The sequence below is a fragment of the Pelagibacterium luteolum genome (genome assembly GCF_900100665.1).
GTDB lineage: Bacteria > Pseudomonadota > Alphaproteobacteria > Rhizobiales > Devosiaceae > Pelagibacterium > Pelagibacterium luteolum.
The window spans coordinates 795,714-811,904 of record NZ_FNCS01000001.1 but is presented as its reverse complement, the minus strand read 5'-3'; the positions used below and the strand labels follow the sequence as shown (position 1 = coordinate 811,904).

General features: G+C 59.2%; 14 protein-coding genes. 3 read left to right on the top strand and 11 right to left on the bottom strand.

The annotated features are described in order from the left end of the window. Window positions 1-20: 20 nt before the first annotated feature. Both BLR31_RS03900 and BLR31_RS03895 read right to left on the bottom strand, forming a co-directional pair. The gene (locus BLR31_RS03900) at window positions 21-1,058 is read right to left on the bottom strand and encodes an ABC transporter substrate-binding protein (RefSeq protein ID WP_090591840.1); all 1,038 of its coding nucleotides are present in this window, start codon (window positions 1,056-1,058) and stop codon (window positions 21-23) included. Then, a complete protein-coding gene (locus tag BLR31_RS03895; protein ID WP_090591836.1) occupies window positions 1,055-1,795 on the bottom strand; it encodes a cysteine hydrolase family protein in 741 nt (246 codons plus the stop codon). The genes BLR31_RS03900 and BLR31_RS03895 overlap by 4 nt, the downstream gene beginning before the upstream one ends. A gap of 126 nt (window positions 1,796-1,921) precedes the next feature. On the opposite strand from BLR31_RS03895, the gene BLR31_RS03890 reads away from it, so the two are divergent. From BLR31_RS03890 to BLR31_RS03880, 3 genes are all read left to right on the top strand, one after another. Then, the gene (locus tag BLR31_RS03890) at window positions 1,922-2,845 is read left to right on the top strand and encodes a LysR family transcriptional regulator (RefSeq protein WP_143009304.1); all 924 of its coding nucleotides are present in this window, start codon (window positions 1,922-1,924) and stop codon (window positions 2,843-2,845) included. 355 nt (window positions 2,846-3,200) lie between these two features. After that, window positions 3,201-3,761 carry a permease gene (locus BLR31_RS03885; RefSeq protein ID WP_090591829.1) on the top strand — a complete coding sequence of 187 codons (561 nt, stop codon included), beginning with the start codon at window positions 3,201-3,203 and terminating at the stop codon, window positions 3,759-3,761. After that, a complete protein-coding gene (locus tag BLR31_RS03880) occupies window positions 3,762-4,262 on the top strand; it encodes a hypothetical protein (RefSeq protein WP_210183877.1) in 501 nt (166 codons plus the stop codon). A gap of 53 nt (window positions 4,263-4,315) precedes the next feature. Here BLR31_RS03880 and BLR31_RS03875 read toward each other — a convergent pair whose 3' ends face one another. The 9 genes from BLR31_RS03875 to BLR31_RS03835 all read right to left on the bottom strand — a co-directional run bounded on the left by BLR31_RS03875 (window position 4,316) and on the right by BLR31_RS03835 (window position 16,191). Next, window positions 4,316-5,329: an amidohydrolase family protein gene (locus tag BLR31_RS03875; protein ID WP_090591825.1), complete on the bottom strand. Its 1,014-nt coding sequence runs from the start codon at window positions 5,327-5,329 to the stop codon at window positions 4,316-4,318. 100 nt (window positions 5,330-5,429) lie between these two features. Continuing rightward, window positions 5,430-7,478 (bottom strand): tripartite tricarboxylate transporter permease, encoded by a 2,049-nt coding sequence (locus BLR31_RS03870; RefSeq protein ID WP_090591821.1) that lies wholly within the window; start codon window positions 7,476-7,478, stop codon window positions 5,430-5,432. A gap of 46 nt (window positions 7,479-7,524) precedes the next feature. Then, entirely contained in the window at window positions 7,525-8,250 is a 726-nt protein-coding gene (locus tag BLR31_RS03865; RefSeq protein ID WP_090591817.1) for a class II aldolase/adducin family protein, read from the bottom strand. A 62-nt stretch (window positions 8,251-8,312) separates the two neighbouring features. Next, window positions 8,313-9,338, bottom strand: a complete 1,026-nt coding sequence (locus BLR31_RS03860; protein WP_090591812.1) for a Bug family tripartite tricarboxylate transporter substrate binding protein — start codon at window positions 9,336-9,338, stop codon at window positions 8,313-8,315. Window positions 9,339-9,577: 239 nt separating this feature from the next. Further along, complete coding sequence (locus tag BLR31_RS03855; protein WP_176762492.1) at window positions 9,578-10,648, bottom strand: AbrB family transcriptional regulator; 1,071 nt, start codon at window positions 10,646-10,648, stop codon at window positions 9,578-9,580. A 14-nt stretch (window positions 10,649-10,662) separates the two neighbouring features. Beyond that, complete coding sequence (locus tag BLR31_RS03850; RefSeq protein WP_090591808.1) at window positions 10,663-12,141, bottom strand: aldehyde dehydrogenase family protein; 1,479 nt, start codon at window positions 12,139-12,141, stop codon at window positions 10,663-10,665. 86 nt (window positions 12,142-12,227) lie between these two features. Next, entirely contained in the window at window positions 12,228-13,277 is a 1,050-nt protein-coding gene (locus BLR31_RS03845) for a Bug family tripartite tricarboxylate transporter substrate binding protein (protein ID WP_090591802.1), read from the bottom strand. A 25-nt stretch (window positions 13,278-13,302) separates the two neighbouring features. Beyond that, a complete protein-coding gene (locus tag BLR31_RS03840; RefSeq protein WP_176762491.1) occupies window positions 13,303-14,361 on the bottom strand; it encodes a Bug family tripartite tricarboxylate transporter substrate binding protein in 1,059 nt (352 codons plus the stop codon). Window positions 14,362-14,400: 39 nt separating this feature from the next. Beyond that, on the bottom strand, window positions 14,401-16,191 hold the full coding sequence (locus BLR31_RS03835) for a thiamine pyrophosphate-binding protein (RefSeq protein WP_090591794.1): 1,791 nt from the start codon (window positions 16,189-16,191) through the stop codon (window positions 14,401-14,403).

The following is a 16,191-nucleotide window of genomic DNA, read 5'->3' as shown; positions in this document are numbered from 1 at the left end:
CCGCGGCGGGAGCGCCAAGATCAATCGATCGACACGGAGGTGAGACGGTCTTCGATCGGGGGCAGGAAGGAGGGATCGAAGATGGCCTCGGCTTCCGGGGTGCGCGGCAGCTCATTGGCAGCAACGAGGATGTCGATGGACTCGGCCAGGCGATCCATGTCCACGGCACCGAGGCCAATCTCGGCGATTTCGGGATGCGCCATTTCGTCTTCGACAGTGGCGTTGAAGCGAGCGAGTTCGAGATCGAAGTCGATCAGTGGCTCGCGGTCCGCTACGGCTTCGACGGCGGCTTGCGGATCGGCCAAGGCATCCTTGACGCCGCGATTGATCGCACGCACGAGGCCTTCGACAACCTCTGGCTGGTTTTCAATGAGATCGGCCGAGACGATGATGGCATTGGAGTAAAGGTCCATGCCGAAATCGCCGTAGCGAATGAAGCGCAAATCCTCATCGACGTTTACGCCCATTGCCATCGCGCCGAACCGGAGCGTGTTGACGTAACCGAACGCGCCCTCGATCTGCTCGTTCATGAGCATCTGCTCGCGCAGATTGGGCTGCATGTTGGTGACTTCGATGCTGTCGCAATCGAGATCGGCGAGATCGCAGAAGGCTGGAAAGAGTTTAAGCGCCCCGTCGCTGGCCGGGCCGCCGAGCATGCGGCCGTTAAGATCATCGGCCGACATGATGTCGCTATCGGATTTGACCGCGATGGCAAAAGGGGGCTGGTTGTAGAGCATGAAGACAGCCTTGGGCATGTTGCCCTCTTGTGTCGCGGTCAGCTCGACAAGGGCGTTGATGTCCCCAAAGCCGACGTCATAGGTGCCATTGGCCACCAGCGGCACCGCTGCGCCCGAACCATTGCCCTGGTCCATCAGCAGTTCGATGCCTTCTTCGGCGAAATAGCCACGGTCCTCGGCGAGAAAGAACCAGCCCTGCGGTCCCTGGTATTTCCAGTTCAGCACCATATTGAGCTGCGTGGTCTGGGCCATGGCTGGCGAGACCGTGCCGAGAAACAGAGCCGCCAGACCGGCGATCTTGAGAACGGGAATTTTGGTCATGAGTTCACCTCGGTTGATGGGGATGGAAGGGCTGACAGGAGATCGGCAGAGCTGGCCACGACGCCGTACAGGCGCATGACGAGATCATGGATTACAGCTGTGGCGGTTTGATCGGAGGACGTTGCCGTCACATCGGAGAGCAGGACGCAGTCGTAGCCTAGAGACCCTGCATCCTGGAGCGTTGCAAACACGCACCGATCGGTATTGACGCCGGCAAACAGCACGGTCGTGACGTCCATTTTCCGTAAGATCGTATCGAGCGTGGTGTGGGCAAAGCCGGAAAATCGAACCTTCGAGACGTGCAGATCTTGAGCTTCGGTCTTGAGGTCCGAGAGTAGCTGGGCGCCCCATTCGTCCGCGACGAGAATGCGACCATTCCCAGTCGGCGAGCGGTCGCCATAGGTGGCCCGACCGGCATATTGTGCGCCACGCGCAAGGAGCGTATCGGGCAATTCCGCAAGGTCCGCGCGCACCCCCCAGTTGAGCCAGACGATCGGCACCTCGTGAGCCCGCAACGTGGCTGTCAGCGCATTTATCTGCGGCACCAACGCGACAGCTTGCGCGGTCGGAACCCCGCGCGCTCCAAACCAGCCATCCTCGTGGGCAAAGTCATTTTGCATATCGATGATGAGAATTGCCGTGCGTGCCAAATCGACTTCGACGGCAAAAGGCAGGGATGGGACGGAAACGCGGCGCTCTGGCTTGCGGGAGCGAACAAGACTGATCCGGCTCTCCATCCGACGCTCCTTTCTGCCCAAATAATAATCAGATCAATTATCTGACCCAATGCTAGGCAATGAGAGTGCGGTGCGATATTGCTCGTTTTGCACCTGAGCGATGCAAAAAAGGGAGCGATCGTCGCGATGCGTCATCAGATTATCCTGCGCTATGTTCTGGAAGTTGCGCGCACCGGCTCGATGCGGCGAGCAGCCGATCGGCTCAACATCACAGCCTCGGCGCTTAACCGGCGCATTCAGGATCTTGAAGCGGAACTCCAGACCGAACTGTTCGAGCGCTGGGCGCGCGGGGTGCGATTGACCTCGGCGGGAGAATTGTTCGTCAGATTTGCGCGGGACCAATTGGATCACAGCACGCGCATTCAATCCCGTCTTGAGGATTTGCGCGGTTTAAAGCGCGGGCATGTGTCAATCGCCTGCAGCCAAGCGTTGATCTTTCACTATCTACCGAGCCAGATCGCCAAGTTCCAGGCGATCAATCCGCTCGTCAATTTCTCGACCAAGGTTTCCGACCACGATCAGGCGGTCAACGCCCTCCTGGCCTATGACGTCGACCTTGCGATCGCCTACAACCCCTCACCATCGCCCATGATCAGAGAACTGGCGGTGCTGCCCCAGAGGATCATGGTGCTCATGCCGCACGATCATCCCCTGGCCCGCCAGAGTGAAGTGCGGATCTCAGATATGGCGCACTACCCTCTGGCGATGCCGGACGCGCGCTATGGCGCGCGCCGTCTGCTTGATGATGTCGCCGCACGACGGCGCATCAAGTTTTCGATCGCTGTCGAATCTGACTCATTTGAGCTGCTGCGCGGGCTGGTTGGCAAGGGCGATGCGCTTTCGATGCAGATCGAGATCGGCACGCCCGAACCCGGGACAGAGGGCGAGGTCACGACCCGCCCGCTTGCCGAGCGCGACGGCACGCTCGCCCCCTTGATCCTTTGCCAATTGCACAACCGAAGCCTCTCGGTCGCAGCCGCCAAATTTGCCGAAACTATCGCCGCCGATTTCGAAGCCCGAAACTGCCTCAGCGCGGGGGCAGGCGGTTGAGGTGAGCGACTAGCTGAAGGATGGGATTGTTCGGGCCGCGTTAAAGCTGGCTGTGGCCAAACCATGCGGCGCGATTTGTGTGCTGCCGGGGCTTATTGGGATCGTGGGGGGCGTTATCGCAGAGCCTCAACCGAACCAAAGCTGCTGGACGCCCAAGCTCAACGCGCTACACGCTACCGAGGAGCACCGGGCAAGGTCACCCAAAACTAACGTGGATAGAGGTGCGTTTTAGAAGGCCTCCAGCACCCGAGATATGGCTCTTGGCAACCCAGCTATGACACGCGCGGTTGCGATGGTATGATTTTTCATATTATGAGATTGTGACTGCGGGGTATTGAAAGAGGCATCTGGCAAAATGAGCAGCAACAAGGCAAAAAAAGCTCCAGTGTTGGATGGCGCCTTGGCATTTCTGCTCGGGCTGGCTGTTGTGACCGGTGCGCTGGCGGTTTGGCTCAATGGGCTGGAAGCCATTCAGATCGCGATCGAAATTGTACTTTCGGATCTCATCCTTATTGTGCCGATGATTGCTCTAGGGGTCGTTGTAGGCACGCTGTTCACAGTGATTGTCCCCCGCAAGATCGTTTCACGCTATCTTGGTCGACAGGCCGGTGCCCGGGGAATTTGGCTCGCCACCATTATCGGGACACTTATGCCCGCGGGACCGTTCGCTTCGTTCCCTCTAGTTCTCGCTCTTGGTCGGTCAGGTGCTTCAATCGGCCCACTCATAGCTTTCCTCACCGCGTGGGCTACCGTAGGTCTTAACCGTCTCATAATATGGGAGCTTCCATTCATGGGAGCCGAATTCTCCCTTCTCCGCTTTCTGACCAGCTTACCTCTTCCGATCATAGCGGGGTTTGTTGCTGAGCGACTATCACGCAACGTCTCCGGACTGCGGACGGATTGGCACGGTTCTTAAATGACGACCAGCCTCATCATCCTGTTCTGCCTCGCCACCGCCATGACGATACTCGTGGCACTGCGCCGACCCAGCGAGATTCCCGGTGCTGTTGTCGACATGCGCCAGCAACTGCTTACGTTTGGACTGCGGCTACCCATAGCGCTTCTTGCTGCGGCCTTTGTTTCTCAGCTGGTCCCGGTGGACCTCGTCGGACCCTATATCGGGGACTCAAGCGGTTGGGTCGGTATCCTGATCGCAACTGTATTTGGAGCCTTCATCCCCGGAGGCCCCATTTTGACATTTCCCTTGGCACTCGTCATCTGGCGTGCGGGCGCCGGTGACGCGCAGATGGTGTCCCTTCTGGCCTCCTGGTCGATTTTCGCAATCCACAGAGTCATCTCATACGAGTTGCCACTTCTTGGAGGGAGGTTTGTTGTGCTGCGCCTGCTCTCGTCCGGGCTGTTGCCTATATTGGCTGGCTTTCTGGCGCTTACGTTGGGCACGGGTTTACTGCAATAAAAAGGGTCGGCTTTGGCCGACCCTTGCACATCTACCAATACTCGAAATCAAGGCTACTCGATACGGAACAGCTTCTGCGCGTTCTTAAAGCAAATCTTTTCCATGTCGCCCTGCGGGAGCTCGAGCGAGTTGAGCACTGCAATGGTGTCGCGAATATAGCCCGGCCCTTTCTCAGGATCGAACGGGCTGTCGGACGCAAACAAAACCTTATCGACGCCATAGAACTCAAGCCCGCACACTGTTGCCGGGCGCGACCCGAACACCGCTGTATCGGCATAAAAATCCTTGAAGTAATCGAACGGGCGCTTCTTTAGATTTTGGAGCACATGGCTCAGATCCTCGGTCGACGTCCGCTTGCCCAACTGGTCCTGCCCGGGCCCGACGCGGCCCTCGAAGTAAGGAACCATGGCGCCCAGATGGTGGGCGAGCAGTTTCAAATTCGGCAGCTTGTCCATCATCCCCGAAAGAACGATCCGCGCCATCGCCGCGCTGGTTTCGTAGGGCCAGCCGAATGTCCACCAGATCTCATACCGCGATTTGTCTTCGGTAGCATAATCCGGCATTTCCTCCCCGCGTGACGGGTGCAGGAACACGGGGCGGTCGAACTTGGCTGCGGTTTCAAAAATACCGAAGAACTGCTCGTCATCGAGCGGCGCGCCGTTGACATTGGTGTGGATCTGCACGCCTACCGCGCCGTCATTGGCCGAGAAAACCCGCTCGAGTTCCTTGACCGCCGCTTCGGGATTGTTCATGGGCAGCGCCGCAAGATAGCCCGGAAAGCGCCCGGGATACTTTGCGCAGAGTTCCGCAAAGCCTTCATTGCCCAGCCGCGCCAGTTCCGGCGTTGCTTCTGGTGTCCCCATAGCCTCCACCGGAGGCATGCCGAGCGACAGCACCTGACGGTAGTTCTCGAACCGGTCCATTACCGTGAAGCGCTCATCGAGATCGAAGATGCACGGAATGTTCTGCATCCGCTTACCGATATTCTTACCGGCTCCTTCGAAGGTCTGGATCTTCTCCCAGAGCGGCTTGGGGAAGAAGTGGTTGAAGGCGTCGATATACTGCATGTCTGCTCTCTTTCGCATCAAAGGGTAATTTTGGCCCGTCTCCGCCCCGGCAGCCGGGTCGGAACCAGAACTTGATAGTGGCAGGCGGAGCCGCCCAGTCTTAAACCGTGGGGATGAACGTGAGTGCGGGGACCCACTGACCAAGGTAGGTTTGTGGCCACGGAATACGCAGCAACTGATCGAAGATGACGTAGACCACCAGGGTCAGCACGACTGCCTGCCCAAGGATCAATGGCCACTTCTCTCGCCCCTCGAACCACATATAGGCGGCCACGAAGATGGGGATCGTGGGAATGAGTCCGATGGTGGCCATGAGCGCCATGAACAGGACGAGATATCCCATGAAGATGGCGGATCGCACGAGCATGGTCTTGGTGCCGATCTCGCTGTGATCGACCACCGTGTCCATATGGATGCCCTGGCGAACCTCCCCGGCCGCCTCACGCGCCTCCACTATGGAGCGGGAGAAGACCTGGTTGATGAGGCTGACCGAACAGAAGCCGATGATCGCAATACCGACCACCATGGGCCCAACGCGAGCGCCCCAGGGCCAGGACATCGCCATGACCAGCGCGTAACCTACGATCCCTATAATGGCGATGTAAAAAAGGTCACCCGTGCGGAACTGCGGTTTGCCGATATAGCTCGCCAGACCTTTCAAGCCGCCATAGCCCTTGATCTGCTTGTAAAGCGGACCAAGCAGCAGCAGCGCGGCCAGCGAGAACAACACAACGACCAGCGGACGCGTCAACCAATCCAGCCCATAGCGCGATGTCGAGATGAACATGTAGCGCTCGATAAGTGCACCAAGCACGAAGCCCAACATCAAAGGCGGACGTGGCCATTTAAGCTGTTTCATGACCCAGCCGAGCACCGCAAAGCCGAGCAAGGCATAAAGGTCGCCCCAGTTACGCGATGACTGGAACGCGCCCACATAAACGAAGATCAGTACCGCAGGCAGAATGAGCGTGTAACGCAGTGTAGCGATCTTGGCGAGTTGGCCCGAGAACATAAAGCAAATGCCTGCGCCAAGAATATTGGCGATCGCGATCGACCAGACCATCGCGTAGCTGATGGACAGGTTCGTGGTCAGCATTTCCGGTCCCGGGACCAGGCCATGGATCAGGAAAACGCTCAACAGGATCGCCATGGATGCCGACCCTGGGACACCGAAAGCAATGGTGGGAACCAGAGCGCCTGCGGTGATAGCGTTGTTGGCGGATTCCGGCGCAATCACGCCCCGCACGTCGCCCTTACCGAACGTCTTGTCCGAGCCCTTGATCGATTGGGCTGCCCAGCCATACGCAATCCAGTCGACAACAGAAGAACCGAGGCCAGGAACTGCGCCAACACCGGCGCCCAACGCCCCGCCTCGCACCACAAGCCACCAATTCCTAATGGCATCCATGAAACCGGTCTTCATGCCGGACCGCACGTCGAACTTGGATTTGTCCGTAATAGCCATCTTCTTGATGGCGAGATCGGCAAGTTCGGGTAATGCAAAAAGCCCGAGCACCAGTGGGACAATCGGCAGACCATCCCAAAGATAAAACGTTCCCATGGTGTAACGAAGAGTACCCGTCTGGGGATCTGCACCGATCATCGATAGAAGGATGCCGAGGCCCGCAGCCACGAGACCGCGCAGCGGCGCAGTGCCGGAGAGCACGGCGACCATCGCTATCCCAAAGACGGAGAAGCCAAGCAACTCCGGAGACCCGACGTGAAGCATCACCGGCCGCAGGACCGGTATCGTCAGGGCCAGAATGAGCGCTCCAACCAAACCGCCGATAAGCGATGCGGTGTAGGCAGCACTCAAGGCGCGACCGGCTTCACCCTTCTTGGCCATTGGATTGCCATCCATGACCGTGGCCTGTGCGCCGGCTGACCCGGGGACCCCGAACAGCACCGCCGGAATGGTATCGGAGGTCCCGGTCACCGCAGACATGCCCAGGAGCATGGCGAAAGCGGCATAAGAGTCCATCGTGAAGGTGAAGGGCAGCAGCAAAGCCATTCCGGCCAGCCCGCCAATCCCGGGTACAATACCGAGAAACAGCCCCAACAACACGCCGCCGCTCAACATCATCAGACGGAACGGATCCATAAGTGTCAGGAACGCGTCCCCGGCAGCACCTAGAATACTAACTTCCATGATCAAAAGTGTCCTGTTGACCTAAATTTGCGCTCGTCGGAGGCGTTTAAACCGTGGTGTTCCAGTCCTCAGGGATCAGTCCCTTGGACTGCCCCTGACGCACGTAATAGTTCCACAGCTTGGCGATGTGGAAATCGCGCGGCCCGGAGATAATCGCGATTTCTTCGTCGGTCAGCGGCAATGGCTCTTGCCCAGCTTGGAGCACCATCATGTGCTGGTTGGCGTTCTCAAGAAAATGGACCGCGTCGACGAACAGTCCGGGAACTGATTCAGCGACCAACACCATGCCATGCGATCGGATCAGTGCCGCATGATGCTCGCCCAACGTCTTGGCCAGATCCTGTGCCTGTTCTGTGGTTCTGATCAGGCTGGGAAAGGGATGCGTGGGGATTCCGCTCGCCCAACGTGAGGCACGCGCCCGCATCGGCTGGAGCGTGACGCCCTTCATGAGGGTGAACGCGATCGCCAACTCCATATGGCAGTGCAGCACCGCTTCGACATCCGGTCGCGCCCTGAGAATTTCGAGATGCAGAGCAAGTTCCAAGGGCGGCTTTAGATCGCCCCGTACCACATTGCCATCCATGTCGACGGTAAGGATACGGGCGGGATCGAGCTCCGCCCTGGAATCGGACGCCGACTGGATCATCACGTGATCCGTCCCGGGAACGCGCGCTGATATATGGCCGCTGTAGTCCAGGATCCCCTCCATCACCAGCATGCGGGTGCCTGCCGCGATCTGTTCGGCCAACCGGCCCTGGTCAACTGCGCTCATTGTTGTTTTTTCCTACTGTCCAGACTGGTCCGCGCACCCGATGGTGCGCGGACGATTGCCGCCTATTCAGCGACGATGAACTCGCCAAGACGCGCTGCGACCTCAGGCGAGGTGGCCAGGATTTCATCTACGGTCGCCTGAAGCTGCTCACCGGAAACCGGGATCACGCCCAGTCCTTCATTTGCCGCGGCCTCGATGAAAGCCGGATCAGCCACCATTTCGTCGAATGCGTCTCGCAGCGCTTGCAGCCGCTCTTCCGGCACATTCGGTGTCGTAAAGATTGGGCGACCAATCGCCGTCGGCGCCGAGAGAAGACGCAGCAACTGCTCGTCTTCCTCGTTCTCGGTCAACTCGTAGAGCAGTGGAACGTCTGTCAGATCAGCTTCACTTTGCAGCCCGATCTGCACAAGTACGTTTATCAGGCCCTCTTCGTACCAACCCAAGGGCTTGACCGAGGCCCAATTGACGCTACCGCGTCCAGACACTTCTCCGGACTCCATGGCAAAGTTGATGTCATTACCACCTGGGTAGCCGGTAATGATCTCGAACCTGGTGCCGAGCAATTCATTCATGATCGTCGGGTATTGCGAGGACGTCGAACCGCCGGTGGCCCCGATCGGGATTGCTGTCTCTTTGGCATCGTCGACGGTCTCAACCCCCGATTCATGCCAAGTGATCAGCACATTGTTTTCCATGGCCGGGCTGCCGATATAGCCAAAACCGCTGGCATCGAGTTCGAGCGCCTCATCACCCATCGCCTGCGCGACGGCAAGCGACTGATCCGCGGTCCCCAAAACCGTGCCATCCTGCGGCGCGACATTGTAGATGTATCCGGCAGCCAGCCGGCTCGACGCACCCGGCATGTTGCGCGGCACGATTTCGGGATTGCCCGGAATATAATTGCCCAGATGCCGCGCAACGAGCCGCGCATACTGGTCATACCCGCCACCGGGCGAGTAGCCGATGATCATATCGATCGTCTTACCCGCGTAAAACTCTTCGACGCTCCCCTGCGCCATGACTGGTGCGCCAGCCAGCAGGGCGGCGGGCAGAACGCCAAACCCCATAAGCCTCATATGTGTCTTCATGTTCTCCTCCTCGGTGTGGCCGCGCCGATCATCCCGTTCCCGGCCCTACCCTCCGGCCGACAGTAGTGCCCAACCAGCGCGGGCCGTCAAGCCAAATCGCAAAAAATCTCTTATTGTGGGATAAAACTTTAAACGGTCACGAGAATTTCTATCTCAGATACCTGGCACGTGTATCCGCGCTATTTTATTGTTTTTGTAGGATTATTTTTGAGTTGCGCATGGATAGGAGCGTTTAGCGATCAAACTTTTCGCTTCGCAATCCCGAATAATGGCATGAGTGTAGAAGCGCCGAAAACCACAAAGAATATCCGCAGGATGTGGTGGGTCGAGACCAGGGCCACTTCCAGATGTAACGCCAGGGCCAGCAGCCCCATCTCCGCCAGACCGCCCGGCGAATATGCCAGCAACAGTTCGGTCAGCGAATATTGAGTGAGGTTGGAAACGATCAGCGCAGCGCCGATACTAAGGCTGAGCAGGATGATGGTCGAGCCTACCGAAATCAGCAGTATCCCGAGAATTTCCCGCGTCCGGCTGCCCGCAAAGCGACAACCGATCGTGGTTCCCAGCACCAACTGTGCGATCACCACAAGCTCCCAGGGCGCCTTGAAGTTGGACAGCCCGGTAATGTGCACGAAAACGCTGACAATCAGCGGTCCCATAAGGTAGCGAGCCGGCATCTTGACGTATCGCCCCAGCAGCAACCCGCCGACCAACGTAAAGGCCAGCCACCCGAACGCGCCCGGATCCATTTCCATTAGCGATACGCTATCGATGGTGCCAGTTGCGATATCGCCGCCTTCGAGCCACTGCACGACAAAGGGGATCGAAAATACAGTAAAGACGATACGCGCCGCATGGATCAGCGCTACCTTGCGCATATCTGCACCACTCTGGTCGCCGAGCATGACCATTTCCACAAGTCCGCCCGGCATGCCGCAGAAATATGCTGTCTTGAAATCATATCCGGCCACGAACCGGAAATAGGTGACGCAGGCCGCGCCGGCGACGGCCATAAACACCACCAGTCCCAGGATCGTCGCCCACCAACTCCCGATCTGCCCGAAGAGAGCCGGGGAATAGCCTGCCCCCATCATCACCCCGATCATCGCCGTCATGGGCGCGCGAAACGAAACCGGCGATTCAAGTGGAACGCTGAACAGCGACGCAAGGAGGCAGGCAAACAGCGGTCCGAGCATCCACGGCATGGGCGTACCCAACAAGGTGAAGACGCTGCCACCAAGCACGCCAAGCCCAAGCGCCAAAGCCATGCGCTTGTAGTCGAGCCCTTTGTACCGATCGCTCCACCTCAACGGGCCGTACCTTCTTATCGGTGGCCGGAAAAATTCACATGGATCGTCTTTTCCTGCGTAAATTCCATCAATTCGCCCAGGCATTCTTCGCGTCCGACGCCCGAGAGCTTGTAGCCCCCGAAAGGCGCACCAGCAAAATGCTTGGAAACTTCATTTATCCACACGTATCCAGCCTCCACGGAGGCGGCCATACGATGTGCTTTGGCCAGATCGTTCGTCCAGATCGCACAGGTCAGTCCGAAATCAAGAGCGTTGACCTCTGTAAGCACCGCATCTTCGTCGTCCCATTTCAGCACCGACAGAACGGGTCCGAAAATCTCTTCGCGAGCTATCCGCATTGCGGGGGTGACATCAGCAAACACTGTGGGTTCGATAAAGCACCCATCCGCTAGCTCCGCTGCTTTGGGATGCTTTCCGCCAACCAAAAGTCGCGCACCCTCGGCTTTCGCTCCCGCGATGAAATCCATCACCCGGTCATACTGAGCCCTGTTGATCAGCGCCCCCATCGAGGTCGCGGGATCCGTCGGCAATCCCGGCCGGACCTTGCCGATCTTGTCGACTACCTTGGCCAGTACATCGTCGTGAATATCGCGGTGCAGGAATGCCCGGCTCGTCGAGCCACAACTCTGGCCGCACCAGGTGAAATTCATTCCATCGATCATCGCGTCGGCTACGGCATCGGGGTCGGCATCTGGAAACGCCACAAGCGCATTCTTGCCGCCCAATTCGAGCAACACATGTTTGAGATTGCCCGACGCAGCCCGCATCACCGCCTTGCCAGTGGGAACGCTGCCTACCAGCCCAATCATCGCGACGTCGTCGTGGGTGGCCAGCGCCTCTCCAACCTCGCGCCCGCCCGTCAAAAGCGAAAACGCTCCCGCAGGCAGCAAGTGCCCCACGAGTTCTGCAAGCTTCAAACCCGACAGCGGCGCCTGTTCCGGCGGCTTGATGATGCACGCATTGCCCGCCGCCAGAGGCGCCGCCATGCGGCTAGACGAAAACATGAAGGGGTGATTGTACGCGACGATCCGTGCCACCACTCCCAGCGGCTCGCGCTGGGTAAACGTCAGCGTCCCATCGCGTCCAGGAATGGAATCGCCCTTCATTTCGGTGATCAGCCCGGCGAAATAATCAAACCGCGCTGCACCCTGCAGCACATCGGCCCGAACCTTGGTGATCGGGTTTCCGCCATCCATGGCGTCGATTAGCGCCAGATCGTCGATGTTATCGCGGATGATCCGTGCGATCTCGCGCAGAACCTTGGCCCGCTCGATGGGCGCCACCCTGCGCCAAACCTTGAAGCCCTCGCACGCCGCGGCGATCGCCGCTTCGGCGTCTGCTTGCATGGCCAGCGGCACGTGCCCCAGAATTTTTCCGGTCGAAGGATCGATAGTCTCGGTCATGCCGCCACCGAGCGGCGCATGCCATTCTCCACCATAATAGAGCGCGCGGTTGGGGATCAGATCGTCTAGGCGTGCGAAATCGACCGTCATGGCATGTCCTTGATCGTCGGGAATTGCGTCTGACGGAGCGGGCGGCAATTGCCTCGACCGCTCCGTCACAAGGGCGCGGGAGGGTATTATTGCGCCATCACATACGAGCGGGTCATCTCGATCGCTGCGTCGGAAACGTTGACCTGGCTGTCCATCACCGCCTGCAGTTCCTCTCCCGACAAGATATCGAGGTCCAGATTGCGCTGTGCGGCCGCCTCGATGAACGCAGGATCGGCCACCATGGCATCAAACGCTTCGCGCAGAGCGGCAAGCCGGTCTTCGGGCACATTCGGCGTCGTGATCAACGAGCGCCCGATATCTGCGGCACCTGCGACGAGACGGTACATCGCCTGTTCGTCCTCGGTTTCACCCAGTTGCCCGATTGCGGGCACATCGGGGAAATCGGGATGCGGCTCGGTGGACAACTGCCACAAGACATTGACTATACCGTCTTCGATCCACTCAGGATTGGACGACTGCAAACCGGCAAGCCCGGCCATCATCGCGTCCACTTCCCCACTTTCGAGCGCCAGCCGCGCCGGGGCTACGCCTTCATAACCCTGGATCACATTGTACTGGGCGCCCTCAAGATCGTTGAGCATCAGCGGCACGAACGCCGAGGCCGATCCAGCGCCGGTCGACGCGAAGGCGACTGGATTGGTCAGGGTGTCTTCGAACGTTTCGATACCCGTTTCATTCCAGGAGATGCCCAGTTCGTAATTGGCCGTTAAGCGACCCACTGCATTGAACTCGGACGCATCGATGTCACCTGGAATAGCCCCGATGGCACTGTCCATCGCGACCGACTGTACGACCACACTCAGCGCGGTCCCGTCCTGGGGTGCCACGGCATACATGCTCTGCGCCGCAAGTCGCCCGCCGGCACCCGGCATGTTCTCGACGATGATGTCGGGATTGCCTGGGATATGCTCGCCCAGGAATTCGGCAACCAGTCGACCATATAGGTCGTAACCGCCACCAGGGCCGAACCCGACATAGATCGTCACAGTCTTTCCCGCATAAAATTCTGCGGCGTCCTGTGCCATCGCAGACACCGGCACAAGGCTGGCACACAGTCCTGCCGCCATGGCCACAAGCACGCCACGGCGCGCTATCTTGGCAGATGTTGAAGTCATGCTTTCTCTCCCTGGAATTCCAAGCTTATTGTGCAACCACGTAAGGCATGACGCGATCGATGACCTCTTGGGGCACGTCCATCTGGGCGGCGATTTCGTCCTGCAGCTCCTGCCCGGTCATGGGGTCGAGCAAATGGTTACGCGTTTCGGCAGCCGCGATGAATTCTGGATCGGCAACCATGGCATCGAAGGCAGTGCGCAAAGCCGCGACGCGGTCCTCGGGCACGTTGGGGGTCGTGATCAACGCCCGCCCGATCTCGGCTGCACTGGCAACCAGCCGCAGCGAGGCTTTATCGAGATCGTTGTTTCCCAACTGGCCGATGGCGGGTACGTCCGGTAGTTGCTGATGCGGTGTCACGCCAAGCTGCCAGACAACATCTACGATGCCCTCAGGTATCCAGTCCGGCTTTGAAACCGTCATTCCTGCCAAACCCTGCATCGCAGCATCGACCTCGCCGGTTTCGATCGCCAGCATTGCGGCATTGGCGCCTTGATAGCCCTGGATCACCTGAAACTGCGTCCCGATCATATCGTTGAGCATCAGCGGTACGAAGCTCGACGCCGAGCCCGCCCCTGTCGATGCAAAAGTCACCGGCGTTTCCATAATCTCTTCGAGCGTATCGGCTTCGACGGTGTTCCAGACCATGCCCAGTTCGTATTCGGGCGTCATGCGCCCGATAGCGATAAAATTGCGGGCGTCGAGGTCGCCTGGCAAAACGTTGAGCAGGCTGTCGAGCGCGATCGACTGCACAGGCACGCTCAGTGCTGTGCCGTCCTGGGCTGCGATGCTGTAAAGGTACATCGCCGCCGTCCGTCCCCCCGCTCCCGGCATGTTCTCGACGATCACTTCGGGATTGCCGGGAATGTGCCGTCCCAAAAATTCCGATGCCAGCCGCGCATAGAGGTCATATCCTCCGCCCGGTCCGAACCCCACATAGATTGTCACCGTGTTGCCGGCATAAAACTCCTCCACGGACTGCGCCATGGCAGATCCGCCATAGCCGGCGGTAAACAGGCCGATAGCGGCCGCCGAAGCCAGAAATGCGCGGCGGGACTTATTTGCCTGGCCTTTTGTCTTGGTCATGGTCTTCTCCCTTTGCGGCATGATTGCCGCCTCCTCACTTTAGTGTTTGGCATCCGGTGTCAGCGCCGCTACCAGCGATGCCGGATAGCTCGCATCGGTGATGATTTCGACCACGGCCACTTTGCCCGACTTGACCGCGGCAATCGCCTGAGCGAACGCAGCCTCCATAGTCTTGCCGTCCTTGATGGGACCGAAGCTCACGCAGCCCTGCGCCTTGGCCATGTCGGCGATGGCGATCTCGGGTTCGCTCATGCGCATACCGATCCATTTGTTGGACACTTCGCGACCGCGCATACGCGCCACTTTTTCCTGATGCACTTCGTCATTGAAAAACGAGCGGTTGTTGGCGACGACCACAAGCAGCGGAATGGAGTAGTGAACAGCCGTCCAAAGCGCGGTGATCCCCATCACGAGATCGCCATCGCCACAGATCGCGATCGGAATGCGGTCCGAACCGATGTCGCGCAGCGCCAAGGCCGCTCCCACAGCATGTCCTGGCCCGGCCCCGATACCACCCCCGCCGTCTGAGCCTAGATAGTCGTGCGGATGATTGAACGGCCAAAAACTGCCATCCCAAGACAATGTCACATGGGTGAGGCACGCCGTCGCGTCACCAAGCGACCGCCGCAACGCAATCGCGATCTCCTCGACGGCAATGACCTCGCCGCCCGGCAACGCCTCCGGCAATGAACCGGGCAGAACCTCGCGGCCTCGCGCGTCGACGTTGAGCACATCGCCCAGGGCTCGGATAAAAACGTCGGGGTCGCACCCGACCACGACGTCAGCCAGGGGATGGGCCTGATGGTCCATCGACCATCCATTGTGGATATGATGGTCGAGCGTCACGCGCACCACCTTGCATGCAGGGCCGATATCTCCGAACGCTGCCGTGAGGGCTCCGTTGAGATCGACCGAATCGAGCGCGATGATCAGGTCGGCTTCGCGCAATACCTCAAGCGTCCCACGGCCGCCCTTACCACGCAGATCGCCTGCATACGCAGGATGCCCGGTCGGAAACGATGTCGCGACCTTGAGATCGGAAATCACTTTCGCGCCCAAAGCCTCGATAACCGCGATACGCCGGCTCCAGTCCGATATGTCACGCGACACACGCCCGGCCAACACCACGGGCCGTTTCGCCACACGCACCAGCCCGACAATCTCGTCCAGTACTCGCGCATCCACCCCGCTCTGCGGCGCCGCGCTATAGCGAGCCCCGTCGATCTCGGGCAATGCCGCCATGAGTTCGGCTTCCTGCATTTCCGCGTCGAAATTGATATAGACCGGACCCTTGGGCGCGGTCTGCGCGATCCAGGCGCCCCGTAGCAATGCCTCGCGCGCGGCAGCAGCCGAAGCTGGTTGATTGTCCCACTTCACATAATTGCGCACCAGCGCGCCTTGGTCGGCAGCGGTATGGATCCAGTCGATCCATGGTCGCCTCCGATCGGCATCCACCGGCCCGGTCGCGCCAAGCACCACGACTGGCATGCGGTCACACCAGGCGTTAAAGATCGCCATCGTCGCGTGCATCAAACCAACATTGGAATGAACGGCAGCCGCCATGGCCCTGCCGGTAACCTTGGCATAACCATGTGCAATCGCCACTGCGTGCTCTTCGTGCAGGCACAGCAACATCTGTGGATCGCTATTTCCAAGATAATTGACGAGACTGTCATGCAGTCCCCGAAAGCTCGCTCCTGGATTGAGCGCAATATAGTCAATGCCCAGATCGCGTATCGTCTGTGCGATCACATCCGATCCGAACTGGGGGGCATTGGCCGGGACGCCTTCGGGCTGCTCGACATCGGTCTTAGGCAATTTGCGGTGCAT